Annotated in this window: 16 protein-coding genes and 1 riboswitch; of the genes, 9 read left to right on the top strand and 7 right to left on the bottom strand. The window is 54.8% G+C overall.

Annotated elements, in window-relative coordinates:
- Positions 1 to 121: 121 nt before the first annotated feature.
- Complete coding sequence (gene metF, locus ACQ3G7_RS22050; protein ID WP_430892148.1) at positions 122 to 1,012, top strand: methylenetetrahydrofolate reductase; 891 nt, start codon at positions 122 to 124, stop codon at positions 1,010 to 1,012.
- A 92-nt stretch (positions 1,013 to 1,104) separates the two neighbouring features.
- Here the strand turns inward: metF and gldA are convergent, their stop codons facing one another.
- From gldA to argE, 5 genes are all read right to left on the bottom strand, one after another.
- A complete protein-coding gene (gene gldA, locus ACQ3G7_RS22045) occupies positions 1,105 to 2,208 on the bottom strand; it encodes a bifunctional L-1,2-propanediol dehydrogenase/glycerol dehydrogenase (RefSeq protein ID WP_430892146.1) in 1,104 nt (367 codons plus the stop codon).
- An 11-nt stretch (positions 2,209 to 2,219) separates the two neighbouring features.
- Entirely contained in the window at positions 2,220 to 2,882 is a 663-nt protein-coding gene (fsa, locus tag ACQ3G7_RS22040) for a fructose-6-phosphate aldolase (protein WP_430892144.1), read from the bottom strand.
- Between the two features lie 225 nt (positions 2,883 to 3,107).
- Complete coding sequence (locus ACQ3G7_RS22035; protein ID WP_430892142.1) at positions 3,108 to 3,956, bottom strand: AraC family transcriptional regulator; 849 nt, start codon at positions 3,954 to 3,956, stop codon at positions 3,108 to 3,110.
- A gap of 94 nt (positions 3,957 to 4,050) precedes the next feature.
- The gene (ppc, locus tag ACQ3G7_RS22030; RefSeq protein ID WP_263098575.1) at positions 4,051 to 6,702 is read right to left on the bottom strand and encodes a phosphoenolpyruvate carboxylase; all 2,652 of its coding nucleotides are present in this window, start codon (positions 6,700 to 6,702) and stop codon (positions 4,051 to 4,053) included.
- Positions 6,703 to 6,965: 263 nt separating this feature from the next.
- On the bottom strand, positions 6,966 to 8,117 hold the full coding sequence (gene argE, locus ACQ3G7_RS22025) for an acetylornithine deacetylase (protein WP_430892139.1): 1,152 nt from the start codon (positions 8,115 to 8,117) through the stop codon (positions 6,966 to 6,968).
- A gap of 169 nt (positions 8,118 to 8,286) precedes the next feature.
- Here argE and argC point away from each other — a divergent pair, with 169 nt between their 5' ends.
- From argC to oxyR, 4 genes are all read left to right on the top strand, one after another.
- Positions 8,287 to 9,291 (top strand): N-acetyl-gamma-glutamyl-phosphate reductase, encoded by a 1,005-nt coding sequence (gene argC, locus ACQ3G7_RS22020; protein WP_430892137.1) that lies wholly within the window; start codon positions 8,287 to 8,289, stop codon positions 9,289 to 9,291.
- A gap of 13 nt (positions 9,292 to 9,304) precedes the next feature.
- The gene (gene argB, locus ACQ3G7_RS22015) at positions 9,305 to 10,081 is read left to right on the top strand and encodes an acetylglutamate kinase (RefSeq protein WP_263098572.1); all 777 of its coding nucleotides are present in this window, start codon (positions 9,305 to 9,307) and stop codon (positions 10,079 to 10,081) included.
- Between the two features lie 77 nt (positions 10,082 to 10,158).
- Positions 10,159 to 11,532 carry an argininosuccinate lyase gene (gene argH, locus ACQ3G7_RS22010; protein WP_430892135.1) on the top strand — a complete coding sequence of 458 codons (1,374 nt, stop codon included), beginning with the start codon at positions 10,159 to 10,161 and terminating at the stop codon, positions 11,530 to 11,532.
- A gap of 255 nt (positions 11,533 to 11,787) precedes the next feature.
- Complete coding sequence (oxyR, locus tag ACQ3G7_RS22005) at positions 11,788 to 12,705, top strand: DNA-binding transcriptional regulator OxyR (RefSeq protein ID WP_061499271.1); 918 nt, start codon at positions 11,788 to 11,790, stop codon at positions 12,703 to 12,705.
- On the opposite strand, the gene sthA is transcribed toward oxyR, so the two are convergent.
- On the bottom strand, positions 12,688 to 14,088 hold the full coding sequence (sthA, locus tag ACQ3G7_RS22000) for a Si-specific NAD(P)(+) transhydrogenase (RefSeq protein ID WP_430892133.1): 1,401 nt from the start codon (positions 14,086 to 14,088) through the stop codon (positions 12,688 to 12,690). The two genes, oxyR and sthA, sit on opposite strands and share 18 nt — an antisense overlap.
- 196 nt (positions 14,089 to 14,284) lie before the next feature.
- On the opposite strand from sthA, the gene fabR reads away from it, so the two are divergent.
- Together fabR and ACQ3G7_RS21990 are read left to right on the top strand one after the other, a co-directional pair.
- Positions 14,285 to 14,923 (top strand): HTH-type transcriptional repressor FabR, encoded by a 639-nt coding sequence (gene fabR / locus ACQ3G7_RS21995; protein WP_061499265.1) that lies wholly within the window; start codon positions 14,285 to 14,287, stop codon positions 14,921 to 14,923.
- A gap of 10 nt (positions 14,924 to 14,933) precedes the next feature.
- Positions 14,934 to 15,296, top strand: coding sequence for a YijD family membrane protein (locus ACQ3G7_RS21990; protein ID WP_061499262.1), 363 nt, complete (start codon positions 14,934 to 14,936; stop codon positions 15,294 to 15,296).
- 39 nt (positions 15,297 to 15,335) lie between these two features.
- Here the strand turns inward: ACQ3G7_RS21990 and trmA are convergent, their stop codons facing one another.
- Positions 15,336 to 16,436, bottom strand: coding sequence for a tRNA (uridine(54)-C5)-methyltransferase TrmA (trmA, locus tag ACQ3G7_RS21985; RefSeq protein ID WP_430892130.1), 1,101 nt, complete (start codon positions 16,434 to 16,436; stop codon positions 15,336 to 15,338).
- Positions 16,437 to 16,553: 117 nt separating this feature from the next.
- Positions 16,554 to 16,731: riboswitch (cobalamin riboswitch) on the top strand.
- A gap of 64 nt (positions 16,732 to 16,795) precedes the next feature.
- Here trmA and btuB point away from each other — a divergent pair.
- Both btuB and murI read left to right on the top strand, forming a co-directional pair.
- Positions 16,796 to 18,652, top strand: a complete 1,857-nt coding sequence (gene btuB, locus ACQ3G7_RS21980) for a TonB-dependent vitamin B12 receptor BtuB (protein ID WP_430892128.1) — start codon at positions 16,796 to 16,798, stop codon at positions 18,650 to 18,652.
- Positions 18,597 to 19,448, top strand: a complete 852-nt coding sequence (gene murI / locus ACQ3G7_RS21975; protein ID WP_430892126.1) for a glutamate racemase — start codon at positions 18,597 to 18,599, stop codon at positions 19,446 to 19,448. The genes btuB and murI overlap by 56 nt, the downstream gene beginning before the upstream one ends.
- The last annotated feature ends 23 nt before the right edge of the window (positions 19,449 to 19,471 follow it).

The raw sequence follows: 19,471 nt of genomic DNA, 5'->3' as shown, positions 1-19,471 counted from the left end.
GAATAATGGTGATTTTCCAGTTGACGCCCTGACCGTTTTCCGTCATTTTTACATCTGGACGTCTAAACGTATAGAAGTTCACAAGACAACAGACAATGACACGCGATTGATGAGGTAAGGTATGAGCTTTTTTCACGCCAACCAGCGGGAAGCCCTGAATCAAAGCCTGGCGGAAGTACACGGCCAGATTAATGTTTCCTTTGAATTTTTCCCGCCGCGCACCAGTGAAATGGAACAAACCTTATGGCACTCCATCGATCGCCTGAGCAGCCTGAAGCCCAAGTTCGTTTCAGTGACCTACGGCGCTAACTCCGGTGAGCGTGACCGCACGCACAGCATTATCAAAGGCATTAAAGAGCGCACAGGGCTGGAAGCCGTGCCACATCTGACCTGCATTGACGCTACCCGTGAAGAGCTGCGTGCCATCGCTCAGGATTACTGGAATAACGGTATCCGTCATATCGTGGCGCTGCGCGGTGACTTGCCGGCGGGCGGTGGTAAGCCCGATATGTATGCCGCCGATCTGGTGACGCTGTTAAAAGAGGTGGCGGACTTTGATATCTCGGTCGCTGCCTATCCGGAAGTGCATCCGGAGGCGAAAAGCGCCCAGGCCGACTTGCTCAACCTGAAGCGTAAAGTAGATGCAGGCGCCAGCCGCGCCATTACCCAGTTCTTCTTTGATGTGGAAAGCTACCTGCGCTTTCGCGATCGCTGCGCGGCGACTGGCATCGACGTTGAGATTGTGCCGGGCATTCTCCCCGTCTCTAACTTTAAGCAGGCGAAAAAATTTGCTGACATGACCAACGTGCGTATTCCGGCGTGGATGTCGCAAATGTTCGATGGGCTGGATGATGACGCGGAAACCCGCAAGCTGGTGGGGGCCAATATCGCGATGGATATGGTGAAAATTTTAAGCCGTGAAGGGGTGAAAGACTTCCACTTCTATACACTGAACCGCGCTGAAATGAGCTACGCCATCTGCCATACGCTGGGCGTTCGCCCGGGGGTGTAAACCACCAATCAGATCGGACGGCGCCTTTATGCCTCGCCCGACCTGTAAAACGTTCTTCAGGCCCGATTACCGGGCCTGTTACGTTTAGACGTTTATTCCCACTCACCTAAAAAACGCTGACCGTACTGGTCGGCGACCAGCAGTGCGGCATACACCTGATCCGGCGTTGCGCCGCCCGGCATATTGTGAATGGTTTCCCCTTCAGCACAGGCCGCCTGCGCCACAATACGCATTTTCGCCGGAATATCGGTTTTGATATCCAGTTGCGCCAGCGTGATGGGCAGACCCACGGTATGACACAGCGCCGCAACGGTTTCGATCTCTTCCATCGGTGCGTTTTCCAGCACGAGTTGCGTTAAGGTGCCAAATGCCACTTTCTCACCGTGATAAAAGTGATGAGCGTCCGGGATAGCGGTTAAACCGTTGTGGATAGCGTGCGCCGCTGCCAGACCACCGCTCTCAAAACCGACGCCGCTGAGGTAGGTGTTCGCTTCCACCACGCGTTCCAGTGCGGGCGTTACCACATGTTGCCCGGCGGCCAGCATCGCTTTTTCACCCTCTTCGATCAGCGTGTTGTAGCAGAGTTCCGCCAGCGCCAGTGCGGCTTGTGTACACTGGCCTCCCGCCATGGTTTTTGCGCCGCTGCGCGAGCAGGCGCGGGCTTCAAACCAGGTGGAGAGGGCGTCGCCAATCCCCGCAGCCAGCAGACGCGCTGGTGCGCCCGCGACAATGTTGGTATCGACGATCACACGATCGGGATTGTTCGGCAGTAACAAATAGCGGTCGAATTCACCGTTATCGGTGTAGATGACCGACAGCGCGCTACAGGGCGCGTCGGTAGAGGCGATGGTGGGCGCAATCGCCACCGGGATTTGCATAAAATGCGCCAGCGCTTTAGCGGTATCCAGCGTCTTACCGCCGCCGATGCCCAGTACCGCGCCAGTATGGGCGTTCTCCGCTATGCTGCGTAGCCTGTCGATTTCATTTTGTGAACATTCGCCGCCGAAGGGCACCACCTCGCAGGCCAGCCCGGCATCCGCCAGACTTTTTTGCAGCGCTTCCTGAGCGAAACCGAGAACAAACTTGTCGCCAACGACCAGCCAGCGGTCGGACAGCGGTTTGAGATAGCCGCCGAGACGGGTGATGACGTCTGCACCCTGGATGTACTTACCTGGCGCCTGGATGACACGATCCATATACTGCCTCCTTACAAATTAAGGTTGCCAAAAGCCGTTTTCCAGTCTTGTTCAAACTTCTCCACTGCTGACTCTACCGCCGGCGAATTGAGCATTTGTTGCGCTACATCTAAAGGAAGGGTGATTGCTTCGCATCCTGCCAGCAGACAGTCGAGCGCCTGGCGCGGTGTTTTGAAACTGGCGGCCAGTATCTTGCTCTGCGGCGCATGGAGTTTGAGCAGCGTTTGTAACTCCTGCACCATTCGAATGCCGTCACCGCCCTGGGCATCCACGCGGTTGACATACGGAGCAACATATTTCGCGCCCGCAAGGGCGGCCAGCAATCCCTGAGCGGCGCTGTACACTGCGGTTCCCAGCGTGACGATGTTTTCTTTTTTTAATTGCTTGATGGCGGCAAGGCCTTCGGCAGTGACCGGGATTTTCACCACAATACCCGGCACGGCATTGTTGAGGCGTTTTGCTTCCGCCACCATGCCTGCGGCGTCGCGACTCATGACCTGCGCAAACAGCGTTCCGTCCGGGCCGACGGCCTGTTGCAGGCGCGGTAAAACGTCCCATACGGGCGTTTTGCCTGCGGCGATAATACTGGGGTTGGTGGTGACGCCCGCCAGGGGATAAATGCGCGCCAGGCGTTCAACTTCCGCCACGTTAGCGGTATCCAGATAGAGTTCCATTGTGCTTCCTCATCGCTCGTTTCTGCTAACAGCATACGAGCGCCTTGCCCTGCGCCGCCATATCACAAAACTGCCAAATACTGGACAAATGTGATCGACCTGTTGAAGTGTGATTTGCATCACAAGTTGTCGAGCAGCTTGGTAAAACAGGGCTAAAAGTCGTGTCGGGGACAGATAGGCCTTTATGATCGTACAAAAATCCAGTGCATGGCCGCTTTGTCCAGTTCAGCTTTTATCGCTGAGCTGGCTATGGTAATGACGACGATATTCAGAAGGGGAGCGCTCTGTATTTTTACGAAACAGGCGGCAGAAGTAGTTGCTGTCGACAAACCCGCACGCGTGCGCGACCTCTTTCACTTTCAGGTCGTAGCCCTTAAGCAGGGTTTTCGCATGTTCCAGCCGGGTGTGATTCAGGTATTCGTTAAACCCGATGGCTCCGGTCTTCTGGAAGAGATGAGAAAGGTAGTTGGGAGAAATGTAAAATGCCTGCGCCACGGATTCGCGGGTAAGCGGCATAGCATAATGTTCGTCGATATAGTCACGAACGGCTTCGAACAACGCCTGACTGCGGGACGCTGTCTGGATTTGGCTACCCAGCAGATCATGACAATGACTGAGCAGACTGGTGACGATCAAGCGTGCGGTTTGTTGTTCGCGCGGTTGCATCTGCATTTCATGCAACGTTTGCAGCAGGAAAGAGCCGATACGCGGCCCGCGGCGCGCAACATGCTGTTTGGTCTGGTTCTGCAACGCCAGCCCATTCCAGTGCGTTACGCTAAAACTCAGTTGTTGCTTGCCGAACAACACGCTTAATGTGGTGGCCGGGGCCTGCCATAGTGGCAGATTCCAGCCGCCGGCAGGAACATACAGAACGTCATGCTGCGTCATTTGCGTGGCTTCTCCCGCGACGCCCGCATCCGATAGTATGCCTTCCAGCACGATTTCCAGACGCGGAAAATCCACCTGAACTGCCTGCACAGGCACGGTACCGGTTGCGCCGGCGAAACAAATTTGCCGCAACGGCGCAGGGCCATTAATCAGGCGGGAGAGAAGATGAGCGACATCGTGGTTCATGGTGTTCCTTGCGTTGCCCGCGAAGGGACAACCTTAACTGTCGGCATAAAAAAAGGCCACAACAGGTGTGGCCTTTTGCGATAACAGCGAGGAATTAGCCTGTATTACGCATACCTGCTGCAACACCGGCAATGGTGACCATCAGCGCTTGTTCAACGCGGTGATCCGGCTCTTTGCCTTCTTCTTCCGCAAGACGCGAGCGATGCAACAGCTCGGCCTGCAGTACGTTCAGCGGGTCGGTATAGATGTTACGCAGCTGGATAGATTCGGCAATCCACGGCAGGTCGGCCATCAAATGGGAGTCGTTGGCGATTGCCAGTACGACTTTGATATCCGCTTCCAGCAGTTTACGCAGCTCTGCGCCCAGCGCCCACAGCTCTGGTTTCACCAGACGCTGATCGTAATATTCCGCCAGCCACAGGTCGGCTTTGGAGAAGACCATTTCCAGCATCCCGAGACGGGTTGAGAAGAACGGCCAGTCGCGGCACATGGCTTCCAGTTTACTTTGCTTGCCGTCTTCCACCACTTTTTGCAGCGCAGCGCCTGCGCCCAGCCATGCCGGCAGCATCAGGCGGTTTTGCGTCCAGGCGAAGATCCACGGGATCGCGCGCAGCGATTCCACCCCACCGGTCGGGCGGCGTTTTGCCGGACGGGAACCGAGCGGCAGTTTACCGAGTTCCTGCTCTGGTGTGGCGGAGCGGAAATACGGAACGAAATCTTTATTTTCACGGACATAGCCGCGGTACATATCGCAGGAGATATCCGACAGCTCATCCATAATATGGCGCCATTCGGCTTTCGGCTCCGGCGGCGGCAGCAGGTTGGCTTCCATAATCGCGCTGGTATACAGCGACAGGCTGCTGATGGTGATTTCCGGCAGACCGTATTTAAAGCGGATCATCTCGCCCTGTTCGGTCACGCGCAGGCCACCTTTCAGGCTGCCTGGCGGTTGTGAAAGCAGCGCCGCGTGCGCAGGCGCGCCGCCGCGACCGATAGAGCCACCGCGACCGTGGAACAGCGTCAGTTCAATACCGGCTTTTTCGCAGGTTTTGATCAACGCATCTTGCGCCTGGTATTGCGCCCAGCTTGCCGCCATCACGCCTGCGTCTTTCGCCGAGTCGGAATAGCCAATCATCACCATCTGTTTGCCCTGAATAAAGCCGCGATACCAGTCAATATTCAGCAATTGGGTCATCACATCGTCGGCGTTGTTCAGATCGTCCAGCGTTTCAAACAGCGGCGCGACAGGCAGGGCGAAACCAATACCGGCTTCTTTTAGCAGCAGGTGTACCGCCAGTACGTCGGACGGTGTCTTCGCCATGGAGATCACATAGGCAGCGATGGATCCGCGCGGCGCTTCCGCGATCACCCGGCAGGTGTCCAGCACTTCACGGGTTTCATCGCTTGGCTCCCACTGGCGCGGTAGCAGCGGGCGTTTGGAGTTCAGTTCGCGGATCAGGAACGCTTGTTTATCGGCTTCGGACCAGCTCTCATAGTCGCCAATACCGAGATAGCGGGTTAATTCGCCCAACGCTTCGGTATGACGCGTACTTTCCTGACGAATATCAATTCGCACCAGCGGGACGCCAAAACACTTCACGCGACGTAATGTATCGAGCAGTTCGCCGTTGGCGATAATGCCCATGCCGCAGGCTTGCAGAGATTTATAACAGGCGTAAAGCGGTTCCCACAGTTGCTCGTTTTGTGTCAGCAGCCCTTCAGGTTTCGGTAACTTCTGACCTTTCAGACGCGCTTCCAGCCAGGCCTGGGTGGCCATCAGGTCGCTGCGCAGTTTTTTCATCAGATAACGATACGGTTCGCGTGCGCCTTCCGCGCCAGCCAGCTCCCGCAGCTCGTCGGTACACTCCACCATCGACAGCTCGGAAATCAGCAACTGCACATCTTTGAGGAACAGATCGGTGGCTTTCCAGCGGCTGAGCAGCAGCACATGGCGGGTGATATCGGCAGTCACGTTCGGGTTGCCGTCGCGGTCGCCGCCCATCCATGAGGTAAAGCGTACGGGCACAAAGTCGACCGGCAGCTTGTAATTGAGGTTCTCTTCCAGTTGCTCGTTCAGCTCGCGCAGGTAGTTTGGCACGCCTTCCCACAGGCTATTTTCCACCACCGCGAAGCCCCATTTGGCTTCATCTACCGGGCTTGGACGATATCTGCGGATCTCATCGGTATGCCAGGACTGCGCAATAAGCTGGCGCAGACGGCGCATTAACTGGTGACGTTCATAGTCGGCGATATCGGTGTTATCCAGCTGTTTTAAGCAGGCATTCACTTCCACCATCTTATGAATCAATGTTCGGCGGGTGATCTCGGTCGGGTGTGCGGTCAGCACCAGTTCCAGCGACAGGGATTCCACGGCTTTAATGATCGTGGCTTCGTTCAGATTCGGTTGGTCTTTCAGTTTTCTGAGAGTGCGGGCAATGACTTCCGGGTTATTGGCGGCTTCGCCTTTCGCGGAGATGCTGTGGTATTGCTCGGCAGTGTTGGCAAGGTTCAGAAACTGGCTGAACGCACGCGCCACCGGCAGCAGCTCGTCATTAGAGAGATTCTGCAAGGTGGTGAGCAGTTCCTGACGATTGGCTTCGTTACCGGCGCGAGAAGATTTGGACAGCTTACGGATTGTTTCTACACGGTCGAGAATGTTCTCACCCAGTGCATCCTTGATGGTATCTCCCAGCAGTTTGCCGAGCATACTGACATTACTACGCAAAGCGGAATATTGTTCGTTCATGTTACCCCAGACACCCCATCTCATTTTATTTTGTTATATCTGCCGTTGAGCAGATATAAGACACCGTCTTTTATAAAGCCACGTAAAACCCACCACGTCAATTGTTGCGAAATCGCTTCAGCAAACGAATAAATGCCGACAATTTACGAAATTTAATTCGCTTTCCGCCAGATAAGTATTGCTTATGAAAACGTGACAGCTGTCACGTCCCGACAGACGTAAAAAAACCCCTCACCGGGAGGGGGTTAGCAAGAAAAACGGACTCAGTGCCAGCAAAAATGATGCACAACTTGTGTGATCAGTTCACGCGTCGGTTTGATAAAACGCGTTTCAAGATATTCATCCGGTTGATGGGCCTGGTTAATGGAGCCCGGGCCAAGTACCAGCGTCGGGCACAATGTTTGAATAAACGGGGCTTCGGTACAGTAGTTAACGACCTCAGTTTCGACACCGAGCAGTTTCTCCACCACGTCCACCAGTTGATGGTCCGGCGGACATTCGTAGCCCGGAATAGGCGGGTGCAGCTCTGAAACGGTCAGGCGACCCGGCCAGCGGGAACTGACCGGCTCCAACGCATCGTTAAGCAGGCCGTTTAAATCATTCAGCGTCATGCCCGGCAGCGGACGGATATCCATATGCAGCTCGCAGCACGCGCAGATACGGTTTGCCGCATCACCACCGTGAATATGTCCCAGGTTCAGGGTGGGATACGGCACGGTGAACGCCTCATAGTGATAACGCTCTTTCAGGCTGTCGCGCAGTTGCAGAATATGACCGATAGCATCGTGCATGAGCTCAATCGCATTCACGCCGCGCGCCGGATCGCTGGAGTGACCGGACTGCCCCAGGATACGAATCGCATTAGAGATATGGCCTTTATGCGCGCGGACCGGTTGCAGCGATGTCGGTTCGCCGATAATGGCGCACTCCGGGCGCAGTTGGGTGTTTTCTGAGAAATAACGAGCGCCAGCCATGCTGGTTTCTTCATCCGCTGTTGCCAGCACATACAGCGGCTTGCTCAGTTTTGTCACATCGACGTCACGCAGCGCATCGAGAATGAAGGCAAAAAAGCCTTTCATATCGGCGGTGCCCAGACCGTAGAGTTTGTTGTCATGTTCGGTCAATGTGAAGGGATCGCGCGTCCAGCGTCCATCATCAAAAGGCACGGTATCGGTGTGGCCGGTTAACAGCAGGCCACCTGCGCCGGTTCCTGCGCTGGCGAGCATATTGAATTTATTGCGTGTGCCGGGCACGGGTTGCACTTCAACGTTGAAGCCGAGGTCGCCAAACCATCCTGCCAGCAGATTGATTAAAGACGCATTGCTCTGATCCAGTGCTTCTTCCGTTGCGCTGATCGACGGAGTGGCTATCAGGGCGCGGTAAATCTCGATAAATGGCGGCAAATTCATTTTCATTGTTGACATACCTGAGTTCGTGATAGTATCAATATTCATGCACTAAATGTGAATAAAAATACATTAATGTTGAGCGTAAGGGAACCCATCCGGCGACTTTGCTCAGCGACGCGGGATGGATGCCGAATCTCTCCCTGACACACATGACGTAAGAAGGTAAACCGCCCCAATGTTGAACACATTAATTGTGGGCGCCAGCGGTTACGCCGGCGCAGAGCTAGTGACCTATGTAAATCGCCATCCTCATATGAACATAACCGCTTTGACGGTTTCTGCGCAAAGTAATGATGCAGGAAAATGTATCTCCGATTTACATCCGCAGTTGAAAGGCATTGTTGATCTCCCGTTACAGCCGATGTCCGATATTGGTGAGTTTCTGGAAGGTGTGGATGTCGTCTTCCTGGCGACGGCGCATGAAGTAAGCCATGACCTGGCGCCGACATGCCTGGCGGCGGGTTGTGTGGTGTTCGATCTCTCCGGCGCGTTCCGCGTTAACGATCCTGCGTTCTACGAAAAATTCTACGGTTTCACGCATCAGCACGCCGATCTGCTTGCACAGGCGGTGTATGGGCTGGCGGAGTGGAATCACGAGCCATTGAAAAGTGCGCAACTGATTGCTGTGCCGGGGTGTTACCCGACGGCGGCGCAGCTGTCATTGAAACCGCTGATCGACGCTGGCGTGCTGGATCTGAATCAGTGGCCGGTGATCAACGCCACCAGCGGCGTGAGCGGCGCCGGGCGCAAAGCGGCGCTCTCCAACAGTTTCTGCGAAGTGAGCCTGCAACCGTATGGCATCTTCAACCATCGTCACCAGCCGGAGATTGCCACGCATCTCGGTACGGATGTGATTTTTACCCCACATCTGGCGAGCTTCCCGCGCGGTATCCTGGAAACCATCACGTGCCGTTTGAAGGCGGGGGTCACCCAGGCGCAGGTCGCTGAGTTGTTTAAACAGGCTTACGGCGACAAACCGCTGGTCCGCCTGTATGACAAAGGGGTTCCGGCGCTGAAAAACGTGGTGGGGCTGCCGTTCTGCGATATCGGCTTTGCCGTGCAGGGCGAACATCTGATTGTCGTTGCCACGGAAGATAACCTGCTGAAAGGCGCGGCGGCGCAGGCAATGCAATGCGCGAATATTCGTTTCGGCTATGCTGAAACCCAGTCACTTATTTAAATAAACAGGCGTGATGATGAATCCATTAATTATTAAGCTCGGTGGCGTATTGCTGGATAGCGAGGAAGCGCTGGAACGTTTGTTTACCGCACTGGTGCACTATCGCGAATCTCATCAGCGCCCGTTGGTTATTGTGCACGGCGGCGGTTGTGTGGTGGATGAGTTGATGAAACAGCTCAACCTGCCGGTGAAAAAGAAAAACGGTCTGCGTGTCACGCCAGCCGATCAGATCGACATTATTACCGGTGCACTGGCCGGTACCGCCAATAAAACGCTGTTGGCATGGGCGAAGAAACACCACATTGCCTCCGTCGGTTTGTTCCTTGGCGACGGTGACAGCGTGAAAGTGACGCAGCTTGACGAAGAGCTGGGCCATGTTGGCTTAGCGCAGCCGGGTTCGCCGAAACTGATTAATGCGCTGCTGGATGGCGGTTTCCTGCCGGTTATCAGCTCCATTGGCGTAACCGACGAAGGCAAACTGATGAATGTCAATGCGGACCAGGCAGCGACAGCGCTGGCGGCAACGCTGGGCGCAGACCTGATCCTGTTGTCTGATGTGAGCGGCATTCTGGATGGCAAAGGCCAGCGTATCGCCGAAATGACCGCTGCTAAGGCGGAGCAACTGATTGCGCAGGGCATCATCACCGATGGCATGATCGTGAAAGTCAACGCGGCGCTGGATGCTGCCCGTACGCTCGGTCGCCCGGTGGATATCGCCTCCTGGCGTCATGCCGAGCAATTACCGGCGCTGTTTAACGGCACGCCGATTGGCACGCGTATTCTGGCGTAATTAAAGCAACATCATTTGTAGGCCGGATAAGCGCAGCGCCATCCGGCAGAACTCTCGAATAATTAAGGAAGCATATTATGGCACTTTGGGGCGGGCGTTTTACTCAGGCAGCAGATCAACGGTTCAAACAGTTCAACGACTCTTTGCGCTTTGACTATCGCCTGGCGGAGCAGGATATCGTTGGCTCTGTGGCCTGGTCTAAAGCGCTGGTGACCGTAGGTGTTCTGACTCAGGCGGAGCAGCAGCAACTGGAAGAGGCGCTGCATGTGTTGCTGGAAGAAGTACAGGCCAATCCGCAGCAGATCCTCGAGAGCGATGCTGAAGACATCCACAGCTGGGTGGAAGGCAAGCTGATCGACAAAGTGGGTCAACTGGGTAAGAAGCTGCACACCGGGCGCAGCCGTAATGATCAGGTCGCAACCGATTTGAAACTGTGGTGCAAAGACACGGTCAGCGAGCTGCTGGTGGCGAACCGCCAGTTACAGAGCGCGCTGGTGGTGACCGCAGAGAATAATCAGGACGCCGTGATGCCGGGCTATACGCACCTGCAACGCGCCCAACCGGTGACCTTTGCGCACTGGGCGTTAGCTTACGTGGAGATGCTGGCGCGCGATGAAAGCCGTTTGCAGGACACGCTGAAACGCCTGGATGTGAGCCCGCTGGGCTGCGGCGCGCTGGCGGGCACGGCGTATGAAATCGATCGTGAGCAACTGGCTGGCTGGCTGGGTTTTGCTTCTGCGACGCGCAACAGCCTGGACAGCGTTTCTGACCGCGATCATGTGCTGGAACTGCTCTCTGATGCTTCTATCGGCATGGTGCACCTGTCTCGTTTCGCCGAAGATCTGATCTTCTTTAACTCCGGTGAAGCGGGCTTTGTTGAGCTGTCAGACCGTGTTACCTCGGGGTCTTCATTAATGCCGCAGAAGAAAAACCCGGATGCGCTGGAGCTGATCCGCGGTAAATGCGGCCGTGTACAGGGCGCGCTGACCGGTATGATGATGACGCTGAAAGGCCTGCCGCTGGCGTACAACAAAGATATGCAGGAAGACAAAGAAGGGCTGTTCGACGCGCTGGATACCTGGCTTGACTGCCTGCATATGGCGGCACTGGTGCTGGATGGCATCCAGGTGAAACGCCCGCGTTGCCAGGAAGCCGCACAGCAGGGTTATGCGAACGCCACTGAGCTTGCTGACTATTTGGTTGCCAAAGGCGTACCGTTCCGTGAAGCGCACCATATTGTGGGTGAAGCGGTGGTGGAAGCCATTGGTCAGGGCAAACCGCTGGAAGAGCTGGCGTTAGCCGATCTGCAAAAATTCAGTGCGGTGATCGGTGACGATGTCTATCCGATTCTGTCGTTGCAGTCATGCCTTGATAAACGTGCCGCAAAAGGTGGCGTTTCTCCCACGCAGGTGGCGCAGGCAATTACCGACGCGAAAGCGCGGCTTGTCTGAAGTGGGTGGATGAATTGAGAGCCTGGCGATACGCCGGGCTTTTTTATGCAAAAAAAAAGCGGACACGGGGTCCGCAAAAGTTCACGTTGGCTTTAGTTGTTCAGAGAAACTTGAGGGTAAGCAGTCTTATCAAGGGTCAGTTGAGGTTCCGCTTCGTTTCTGGCGTCAATTATTAAACAGAATGCTTGATAGGGATAATCGTTCGTTGCTATGCTATCTATCGCCATGAACTATCGTGGCGACGGAGGATGAATAATGAATATTCGTGATCTTGAGTACCTGGTGGCGTTAGCTGAGCACCGCCATTTTCGCCGTGCAGCCGACTCCTGCCACGTCAGCCAGCCCACACTGAGCGGGCAGATCCGTAAACTGGAAGATGAACTTGGCGTAATGCTGCTGGAGCGTACCAGCCGCAAAGTGCTGTTTACCCAGGCCGGGTTGTTGCTGGTGGATCAGGCGCGCACTGTACTGCGCGAGGTCAAAGTGCTGAAGGAAATGGCAAGCCAGCAGGGGGAGACGATGTCCGGCCCGCTGCATATTGGTCTGATCCCAACCGTTGGACCTTACCTGTTGCCGCATATTATTCCGATGTTGCACCAGACCTTCCCGAAGCTGGAAATGTATCTGCATGAAGCGCAGACGCATCAACTGCTGGCGCAGTTAGACAGCGGCAAGCTTGATTGCGCCATCCTGGCGCTGGTGAAGGAGAGTGAAGCCTTTATCGAAGTACCGCTGTTCGATGAGCCGATGATGCTGGCGATTTATGAAGATCATCCGTGGGCGAACCGCGAGTGCGTGCCAATGTCTGATCTGGCCGGTGAAAAATTGCTGATGCTGGAAGATGGGCACTGTCTGCGCGATCAGGCGATGGGTTTCTGCTTTGAGGCCGGTGCGGATGAAGATACACACTTCCGCGCAACCAGCCTGGAAACACTGCGTAATATGGTGGCGGCGGGCAGCGGGATTACGCTGTTGCCAGCCCTGTCGGTACCGCGCGAACGCAAACGTGATGGTGTGGTTTACCTGCCGTGCATCAAACCGGAACCGCAACGTACCGTTGGCCTGGTCTATCGTCCGGGGTCGCCGCTGCGCAGCCGCTATGAGCAGTTAGCAGAGGCCATTCGTAGTTCGATGAATGGCCACTTTGATAACGCGTTAAAACAGGCGGTTTAAGCCATTTAGCGCCGCTACCCGATAGGCTTCCGCCATGGTTGGGTAGTTAAAGGTGGTGTTAACAAAGTACTCGATGGTGTTACCGCCACCTTTCTGCTCCATAATCGCCTGGCCGATATGAATAATTTCGGCCGCGCGCTCGCCAAAGCAGTGAATACCGAGGATCTCTTTGGTTTCCCGGTGGAACAAAATCTTCAGCGTTCCCACGTTCATCCCGACGATTTGCGCCCGCGCGAGGTGTTTAAACTGCGCGCGACCCACTTCGTACGGCACTTTCATTGCGGTAAGCTGCTGTTCGGTTTTACCCACCGAACTGATTTCCGGAATGGTATAAATCCCGGTCGGGATATCCTCAATCAGATGCGCGGTTGCTTCACCTTTGATCATCGCTTGTGCGGCAATACGCCCTTGATCATAGGCCGCTGATGCGAGGCTTGGGTAACCAATCACATCCCCCACGGCATACACGTGCGGCAGGGCCGTCTGGTACATGCTGTTGACTTTCAACTGACCGCGCCCGTCTGCTTCAAGACCGATATTGCCCAGTTGCAAACTGTCGGTGTTGCCGGTGCGCCCGTTGGCGTAGAGAAGGCAGTCCGCTTTCAGTTTTTTGCCGGATTTCAGATGCATGATCACGCCATCGTCCAGCGGCTCAATGCGCTCGTACTCTTCGTTGTGGCGAATCACCACACCGCTGTTCCAGAAGTGATAGGAGAGCGAATCCGACATCTCCTGGTCGAGGAACGCCAGCAAGCGATCGCGCGTATTGATCAAGTCGACTTTGACGTTCATTCCCCGGAAGATCGATGCATATTCGCAGCCGATCACCCCGGCGCCATAGATGATGACATGGCGGGGTTCATGGTGCATATCCAGAATGGAGTCGCTGTCATAAACGCGCGGATGGGCAAAGTCGACGTCCGCCGGATGGTAGGGACGCGAACCGCAGGCAATAACAAATTTTTCGGCGGTGAGCGTTTCGACGGTACCGTCGTGACACTCCAGCGCCAGTGTGTGATCGTCAACAAAATGAGCATCACCTTGCAGGATTTCACAGCGGTTACGCTCATAAAAACCCTGACGCATGCGTGTTTGCTGGTTAATCACGCTTTCAGCATGGTTCAGGATATCGGCGAAAGAGGAGCGGAGAAGGCGGGAATGGTCACTGTAGAGCGGATTTTGGTTAAATTCGATAATACGGCTGACCGCGTGGCGTAGCGCTTTCGATGGGATGGTGCCCCAGTGCGTGCAGCCGCCGCCAACATTATGGTAGCGCTCAATGACCGCGACCCGCGCCCCCTGTTTAACCAGGCCCATAGCTGCGCCTTCGCCGCCGGGTCCGGAGCCTATTACTATTGCATCATAATCGTAGGAATGTGGCATGGTAAGGCTTACCTGTTCTTATACATAAAAACAACATAATACTAACATCAAAGCGGTGATAACCCAATTATCGTTGTGCTTTTTTCAGGGGTAATAGAAGAAACAGCCCGTAAACAATCAGTCACAATCCAGTACAATCGGATTAGATTTATTCTCTGGTATAGTGCCAGCAGGCCATTGGAAGGATTCAAACATCGTGATGGGTGTAAGAGCGCAGCAAAAAGAAAAAACCCGACGTTCGCTGGTGGAAGCGGCATTCAGCCAATTGAGCGCTGAACGTAGCTTTGCCAGCCTGAGCCTGCGAGAGGTTGCCCGTGAGGCGGGCATCGCACCGACTTCTTTTTATCGCCATTTCCGCGACGTGGACGAACTCGGCCTGACCATGGTGGACGAAAGCGGGCTGATGCTCCGCCAGTTGATGCGCCAGGCGCGCCAGCGTATTGCCAAAGGCGGCAGCGTGATCCGTACTTCCGTATCGACCTTTATGGAGTTTATCGGCAATAACCCTAACGCATTCCGATTGTTGCTTCGGGAGCGCTCCGGTACATCCTCTGCATTTCGCGCCGCGGTGGCGCGTGAGATCCAGCATTTTATTGCGGAACTTGCTGATTATCTTGAACTCGAAAACCATATGCCGCGCGCGTTCACCGAAGCACAGGCAGAGGCGATGGTGACCATTGTTTTTAGTGCCGGCGCAGAAGCGCTGGATGTGGGCGCGGAGCAGCGTCGGCAACTGGAAGAGCGACTGGTGCTGCAACTGCGGATGATTTCCAAAGGCGCGTATTACTGGTATCGCCGTGAACAAGAAAAAATAGCGCATCAAACCGATGAGTGAAGGATGAGTGATGAAACAGTCAGGTCAAGATAAAGGTACGTTGCTGCTGGCGCTGATCGCTGGCTTGTCAATTAATGGCGCATTTTCGGCGATCTTCAGTTCGATTGTGCCGTTTTCCGTCTTTCCACTGATTTCACTGGTGCTGACGGTCTATTGCCTGCATCAGCGCTATCAAAACCGCACGATGCCTGTTGGCCTGCCGGGGCTTGCCGCGGCCTGTTTTATCCTCGGCGTGTTGCTGTACAGCACCGTGGTGCGTGCGGAATATCCCGCCATTGGCTCCAATTTCCTGCCCGCAGTGTTGTCGGTGATTCTGGTGTTCTGGATAGGTTACCGCCTGCGTAACCGTAAACGCGACGAAGCGTCAGAATGACGCAGCCCCCTCTGGCGATGAGGGGGACAACGTGGAGCGTTATTTCCGGGTGAGCAGTACACCGCACTCCATGTGGTGCGTGTACGGGAACTGATCGAACAGCGCCAGACGCGAAATCTCATGCGTCTGGCTTAATGTTTCCAGGTTCTTACACAGCGTTTCCGGATTGCAGGAAATGTACAGAATGTGTGGGTATGCCTGCACCATCTTCTCGGTTTCTGCATCCAGCCCACTGCGCGGCGGATCAACGAAAATCGTTTCGCACTGATAACTCTTCAGATCAATACCTTGCAGACGGTTAAAGGCGCGGACGCCATTCATCGCCTGGGTGAACTCTTCTGCCGACATGCGGATAATTTGCACGTTATCAATATGGTTTGCCGCAATGTTGTATTGCGCTGCGGCCACTGAGGGTTTCGCGATTTCAGTGGCCAGTACGCGATCGAAATTACGCGCCAGCGCCAGCGAAAAGTTACCGTTGCCGCAGTACAGTTCCAGCAGATCGCCCGTTGAATTGCGGGTCACGTCCAGCGCCCATTCCAGCATCTGGATGTTCATTGCCGCGTTTGGCTGGGTAAAGCTGTTTTCTACCTGACGGTAGATCATCTCTCTGCCGCCGACCGGCAACCGCTCGTCGATATAATCCCGATCCAGTTCGATTTTGGTCTTGGTGGCGCGGCCAATCAGCTGGACGTTCAGGTTTTGCGCCCGTAGCGCATCGCGTAAACGCGTCGCTTCTGCCTGCCACTCCTCATCCAGTTTTTTGTGATACAGCAGCGTAACGACGGCCTGGTTGCTGAGGGTGGTCAGGTAATCAATCTGGAACAGCTTATGGCGCAGCGTTTTGTTGCCGCGCAGCGCGTCGATCATCACTGCCATGAGCTGGTTGATCAGCTCGCTGGCTGCCGGGAAGCTGTCAACGTGGATCCGGGACTTTGTCTGCTGATCGAAGATGATGTGGTAAAGATCGTCGCCGTCATGCCAGATACGGAACTCGGCGCGCATACGGTAATGACTGACGGGTGAGCGGAACACCTCCGGCAGCGGCGCTGAAAATGGCGTCATCATTGATTGCAGACGCACGACTTTCTCGGCCAGCTGGGCTTCGTACTGTTCTGTCGGCAGGTGTTCGGGAGTCATGATGTTTCCTGAGAGATTAAGAATAACGCGGGGATTGTAGGTGTTGCGTACGGGATGTCCAGCCCCGGATGTTTTCTAAATACTCTCTTAGCAGTCTGGACATCCATATGTAACCGAATGTAGCATCCATGTTCCGGTCCTGTGAGTTAAAAGGGAACCCAGTGTAAATCTGGGGCTGACGCGCAGCGGTAAGGATCAGGTGAGATGGTCGCGCAAGCAGACACTGCCATAGGTGGGAAGTCGCCGTCTCGTTATACCTCCAAGCCCGAAGACCTGCCGGAATACGTCGCATTTGGTGACATCATCGCGTGCTATTGATGGAACCTGCGGCATCCTTTTACTTTGTGGATGCTCTCACAATGATTAAAAAAGCTTCGCTGCTGACGGCGCTCTCCGTCACAGCTTTTTCCGGCTGGGCGCAGGATAGCGGCTCAGACAATTTGGTGGTGACAGCAAATCGTTTTCAACAACCCGTCAATACCGTACTGGCGCCGACAGAAGTCGTGACCCGTGAGGATATTGATCGCTGGGGGGCCAGAACCTTAACGGATGTGATGCGCCGTTTGCCGGGTGTCGATGTGGCTGAAAACGGTGGCATGGGGCAAACCAGTTATATCTATATCCGCGGTGCGGAAGCGCGCCATACGCTGGTATTGATTGATGGTATCCCGTTGGCGAAGTCCGGCATTACCGGTATCGCTGATTTCAGCCAAATCCCCGTTTCTCTCATTGAACGTATCGAGATGATCCGCGGGCCGCGCTCTGCGGTTTATGGCGCAGATGCGATTGGCGGCGTGATCAACATCATCACCCAGAACGACACGCCGGGCGGCAAAGTTGAGGCTGGCATCGGTTCTAATCATTATCAGAAATACGATGCGACAGTTCGCCAGAAACTGGGTGAGGATACGCTGGCAACCGTAGCGGGTTCCTTTACTGATACGCGCGGTTATAACATTCGCCCGCAATCCACTTACTCCGTGGATAGCGATCGCGACGGTTTCCGTAATAAAACCTTCTGGGCGGGTCTGAATCATCAGTTCAATCAGGAGATTTCAGGGTTTGTGCGTGGCTACGGGTATAGCAACAAGACGGGCTATGACGCGGGCTATACCGATGGTGGTGATGAGCGCCAAGTCTATAACCATACCTATGAAACGGGGCTGACTTACAGCGGCGATGTTTTCTCTTCACAACTGACCGGCAGTTATCAGCGCTATAAAGACTATAACTATGCCGGGCCGTTAGGGTTATACAACGACGGTACCTCGCTGGATGATATGACGCAGCGCAACCTGCAGTGGGGCAATAGCCTGGCGTTGGGTGCGGGGACGGTCAGCGCCGGTATTGACTGGCAGCAGCAGAAGTTAACCTCAGCGGATAACGACTACAGCAACAAATATAAGCGGGATAACACCGGTTATTACCTGACGACGCAGCAGAAACTCGACACTGTGACGCTGGAAGGCTCCGTTCGTGGTGATGATAACGATCAGTTTGGCTGGAATGGTACCTGGCAGACTGCGGCAGGCTGGGAGTTTGTGCCGGATTACCGTTTTACCGTGTCTTATGGCACCGGCTTCCAGGCACCGACGTTGGGGCAACTCTACGGGCAAGAGCGTCTCTTTATTCTCTCTAACCCGGATTTGAGCGCGGAGAAATCCCGCCAGGTTGAAGTGGGGCTGGAAGGGCTGACCGGGCCGGTTAACTGGCGTCTGTCTGCTTATCAGAACAAAATCAAGAACCTGATCGATTACTACTACGATTACGACACCTTTTTGGGCACCTATTACAATATTCAATCCGCGACCATCAGAGGGGTTGAGTTAACGGGTAGCTTTGACACCGGTGTGGTCAGTCATCGTATTACGCTCGGTTATCTTGATCCGCGCCGTGACAGTGATAATGAAGTGCTTGCCCATCGCTCGCGGCAGCAATTCAAGTATCAACTGGACTGGACGATGTTCGGCCTGGATATGGATGCTGCGTGGCAGTACTTCGGTAAGAGCTACGATAACAACACCAATCAGTTTGCCGATACGCAGCGTCGTATGCCGTCTTACAGCCTGGTTGATCTTTCTGCTTCATATCCAGTGACCTCAAACCTCACAGTTCGTGGTAAAATCGCCAACCTGTTCGATAAAGATTACGAGACAGTTTATGGCTACCACACTGCAGGACGGGAATACACCTTGTCTGGCAGCTACACCTTCTGACGCACGTCCTACCGTCCTGGTGTTTGACTCCGGCGTCGGTGGGCTATCCGTTTATGATGAGATCCGGCATCTCCTGCCGGATCTGCATTACATCTACGCATTTGACAACGTTGCTTTTCCGTATGGGGAAAAAAGCGAAGCGTTCATCGTTGAGCGCGTTGTTGAAATTGTTACGGCCGTTCAGGCGCAATATCCGCTCGCTCTCGCCGTTGTCGCCTGTAACACCGCAAGCACCGTTTCGTTGCCTGCGCTGCGCGAAAAATTCAGTTTCCCGGTTGTTGGCGTTGTTCCGGCCATAAAACCCGCTGCGCGCTTAACGGCGAACGGCGTGGTAGGGCTGTTGGCAACGCGGGGAACGGTGAAGCGTCCTTATACGCACGAACTCATCTCGCGTTTCGCTAATGAGTGCAAAATTGAAATGCTGGGCTCAGCGGAGCTGGTCGAACTGGCGGAAGCAAAATTGCACGGCGAACCTGTTCCGCAGGAAGAGCTGCGTCGTATTTTGCGCCCGTGGCTGCGGATGGCCGAACCGCCAGATACGGTTGTGCTGGGGTGCACGCATTTCCCGTTATTGCAGGAAGAGCTGTTGCAGGTATTACCGGAGGGTACGCGTCTGGTGGATTCTGGCTCGGCTATTGCGCGTCGTACGGCCTGGCTGCTCGATCATGAAGCCCCGGATGCAAAATCGTCTGATGACAATATTGCTTATTGCATGGCATTAACGCCTGAGACTGCGCAATTATTGCCCGTTCTGCAACGCTATGGCTTTAAATCGCTCGAAAAACTGGCGGTTTAGGGCGGGTTTGAACAAAAAAGAGA

The sequence above is a fragment of the Kosakonia sp. N21 genome (genome assembly GCF_050587465.1).
In the GTDB taxonomy this organism is placed as follows: Bacteria; Pseudomonadota; Gammaproteobacteria; order Enterobacterales; family Enterobacteriaceae.
This window is presented reverse-complemented; position numbering and strand designations above follow the sequence as displayed.

Excerpts from the sequence above, each read along its gene's own strand:
- argC (WP_430892137.1), top strand. The coding sequence starts at position 8,287 with ATGTTGAACACATTAATTGTGGGCGCCAGCGGTTACGCCGGCGCAGAG.
- metF (WP_430892148.1), top strand. The coding sequence starts at position 122 with ATGAGCTTTTTTCACGCCAACCAGCGGGAAGCCCTGAATCAAAGCCTG.
- argB (WP_263098572.1), top strand. The coding sequence starts at position 9,305 with ATGATGAATCCATTAATTATTAAGCTCGGTGGCGTATTGCTGGATAGC.
- argH (WP_430892135.1), top strand. The coding sequence starts at position 10,159 with ATGGCACTTTGGGGCGGGCGTTTTACTCAGGCAGCAGATCAACGGTTC.
- ACQ3G7_RS22035 (WP_430892142.1), bottom strand. The coding sequence starts at position 3,956 with ATGAACCACGATGTCGCTCATCTTCTCTCCCGCCTGATTAATGGCCCT.
- trmA (WP_430892130.1), bottom strand. The coding sequence starts at position 16,436 with ATGACTCCCGAACACCTGCCGACAGAACAGTACGAAGCCCAGCTGGCC.
- sthA (WP_430892133.1), bottom strand. The coding sequence starts at position 14,088 with ATGCCACATTCCTACGATTATGATGCAATAGTAATAGGCTCCGGACCC.
- ACQ3G7_RS21990 (WP_061499262.1), top strand. The coding sequence starts at position 14,934 with ATGAAACAGTCAGGTCAAGATAAAGGTACGTTGCTGCTGGCGCTGATC.
- argE (WP_430892139.1), bottom strand. The coding sequence starts at position 8,117 with ATGAAAATGAATTTGCCGCCATTTATCGAGATTTACCGCGCCCTGATA.
- gldA (WP_430892146.1), bottom strand. The coding sequence starts at position 2,208 with ATGGATCGTGTCATCCAGGCGCCAGGTAAGTACATCCAGGGTGCAGAC.
- btuB (WP_430892128.1), top strand. The coding sequence starts at position 16,796 with ATGATTAAAAAAGCTTCGCTGCTGACGGCGCTCTCCGTCACAGCTTTT.
- fsa (WP_430892144.1), bottom strand. The coding sequence starts at position 2,882 with ATGGAACTCTATCTGGATACCGCTAACGTGGCGGAAGTTGAACGCCTG.
- ppc (WP_263098575.1), bottom strand. The coding sequence starts at position 6,702 with ATGAACGAACAATATTCCGCTTTGCGTAGTAATGTCAGTATGCTCGGC.
- oxyR (WP_061499271.1), top strand. The coding sequence starts at position 11,788 with ATGAATATTCGTGATCTTGAGTACCTGGTGGCGTTAGCTGAGCACCGC.
- murI (WP_430892126.1), top strand. The coding sequence starts at position 18,597 with ATGGCTACCACACTGCAGGACGGGAATACACCTTGTCTGGCAGCTACA.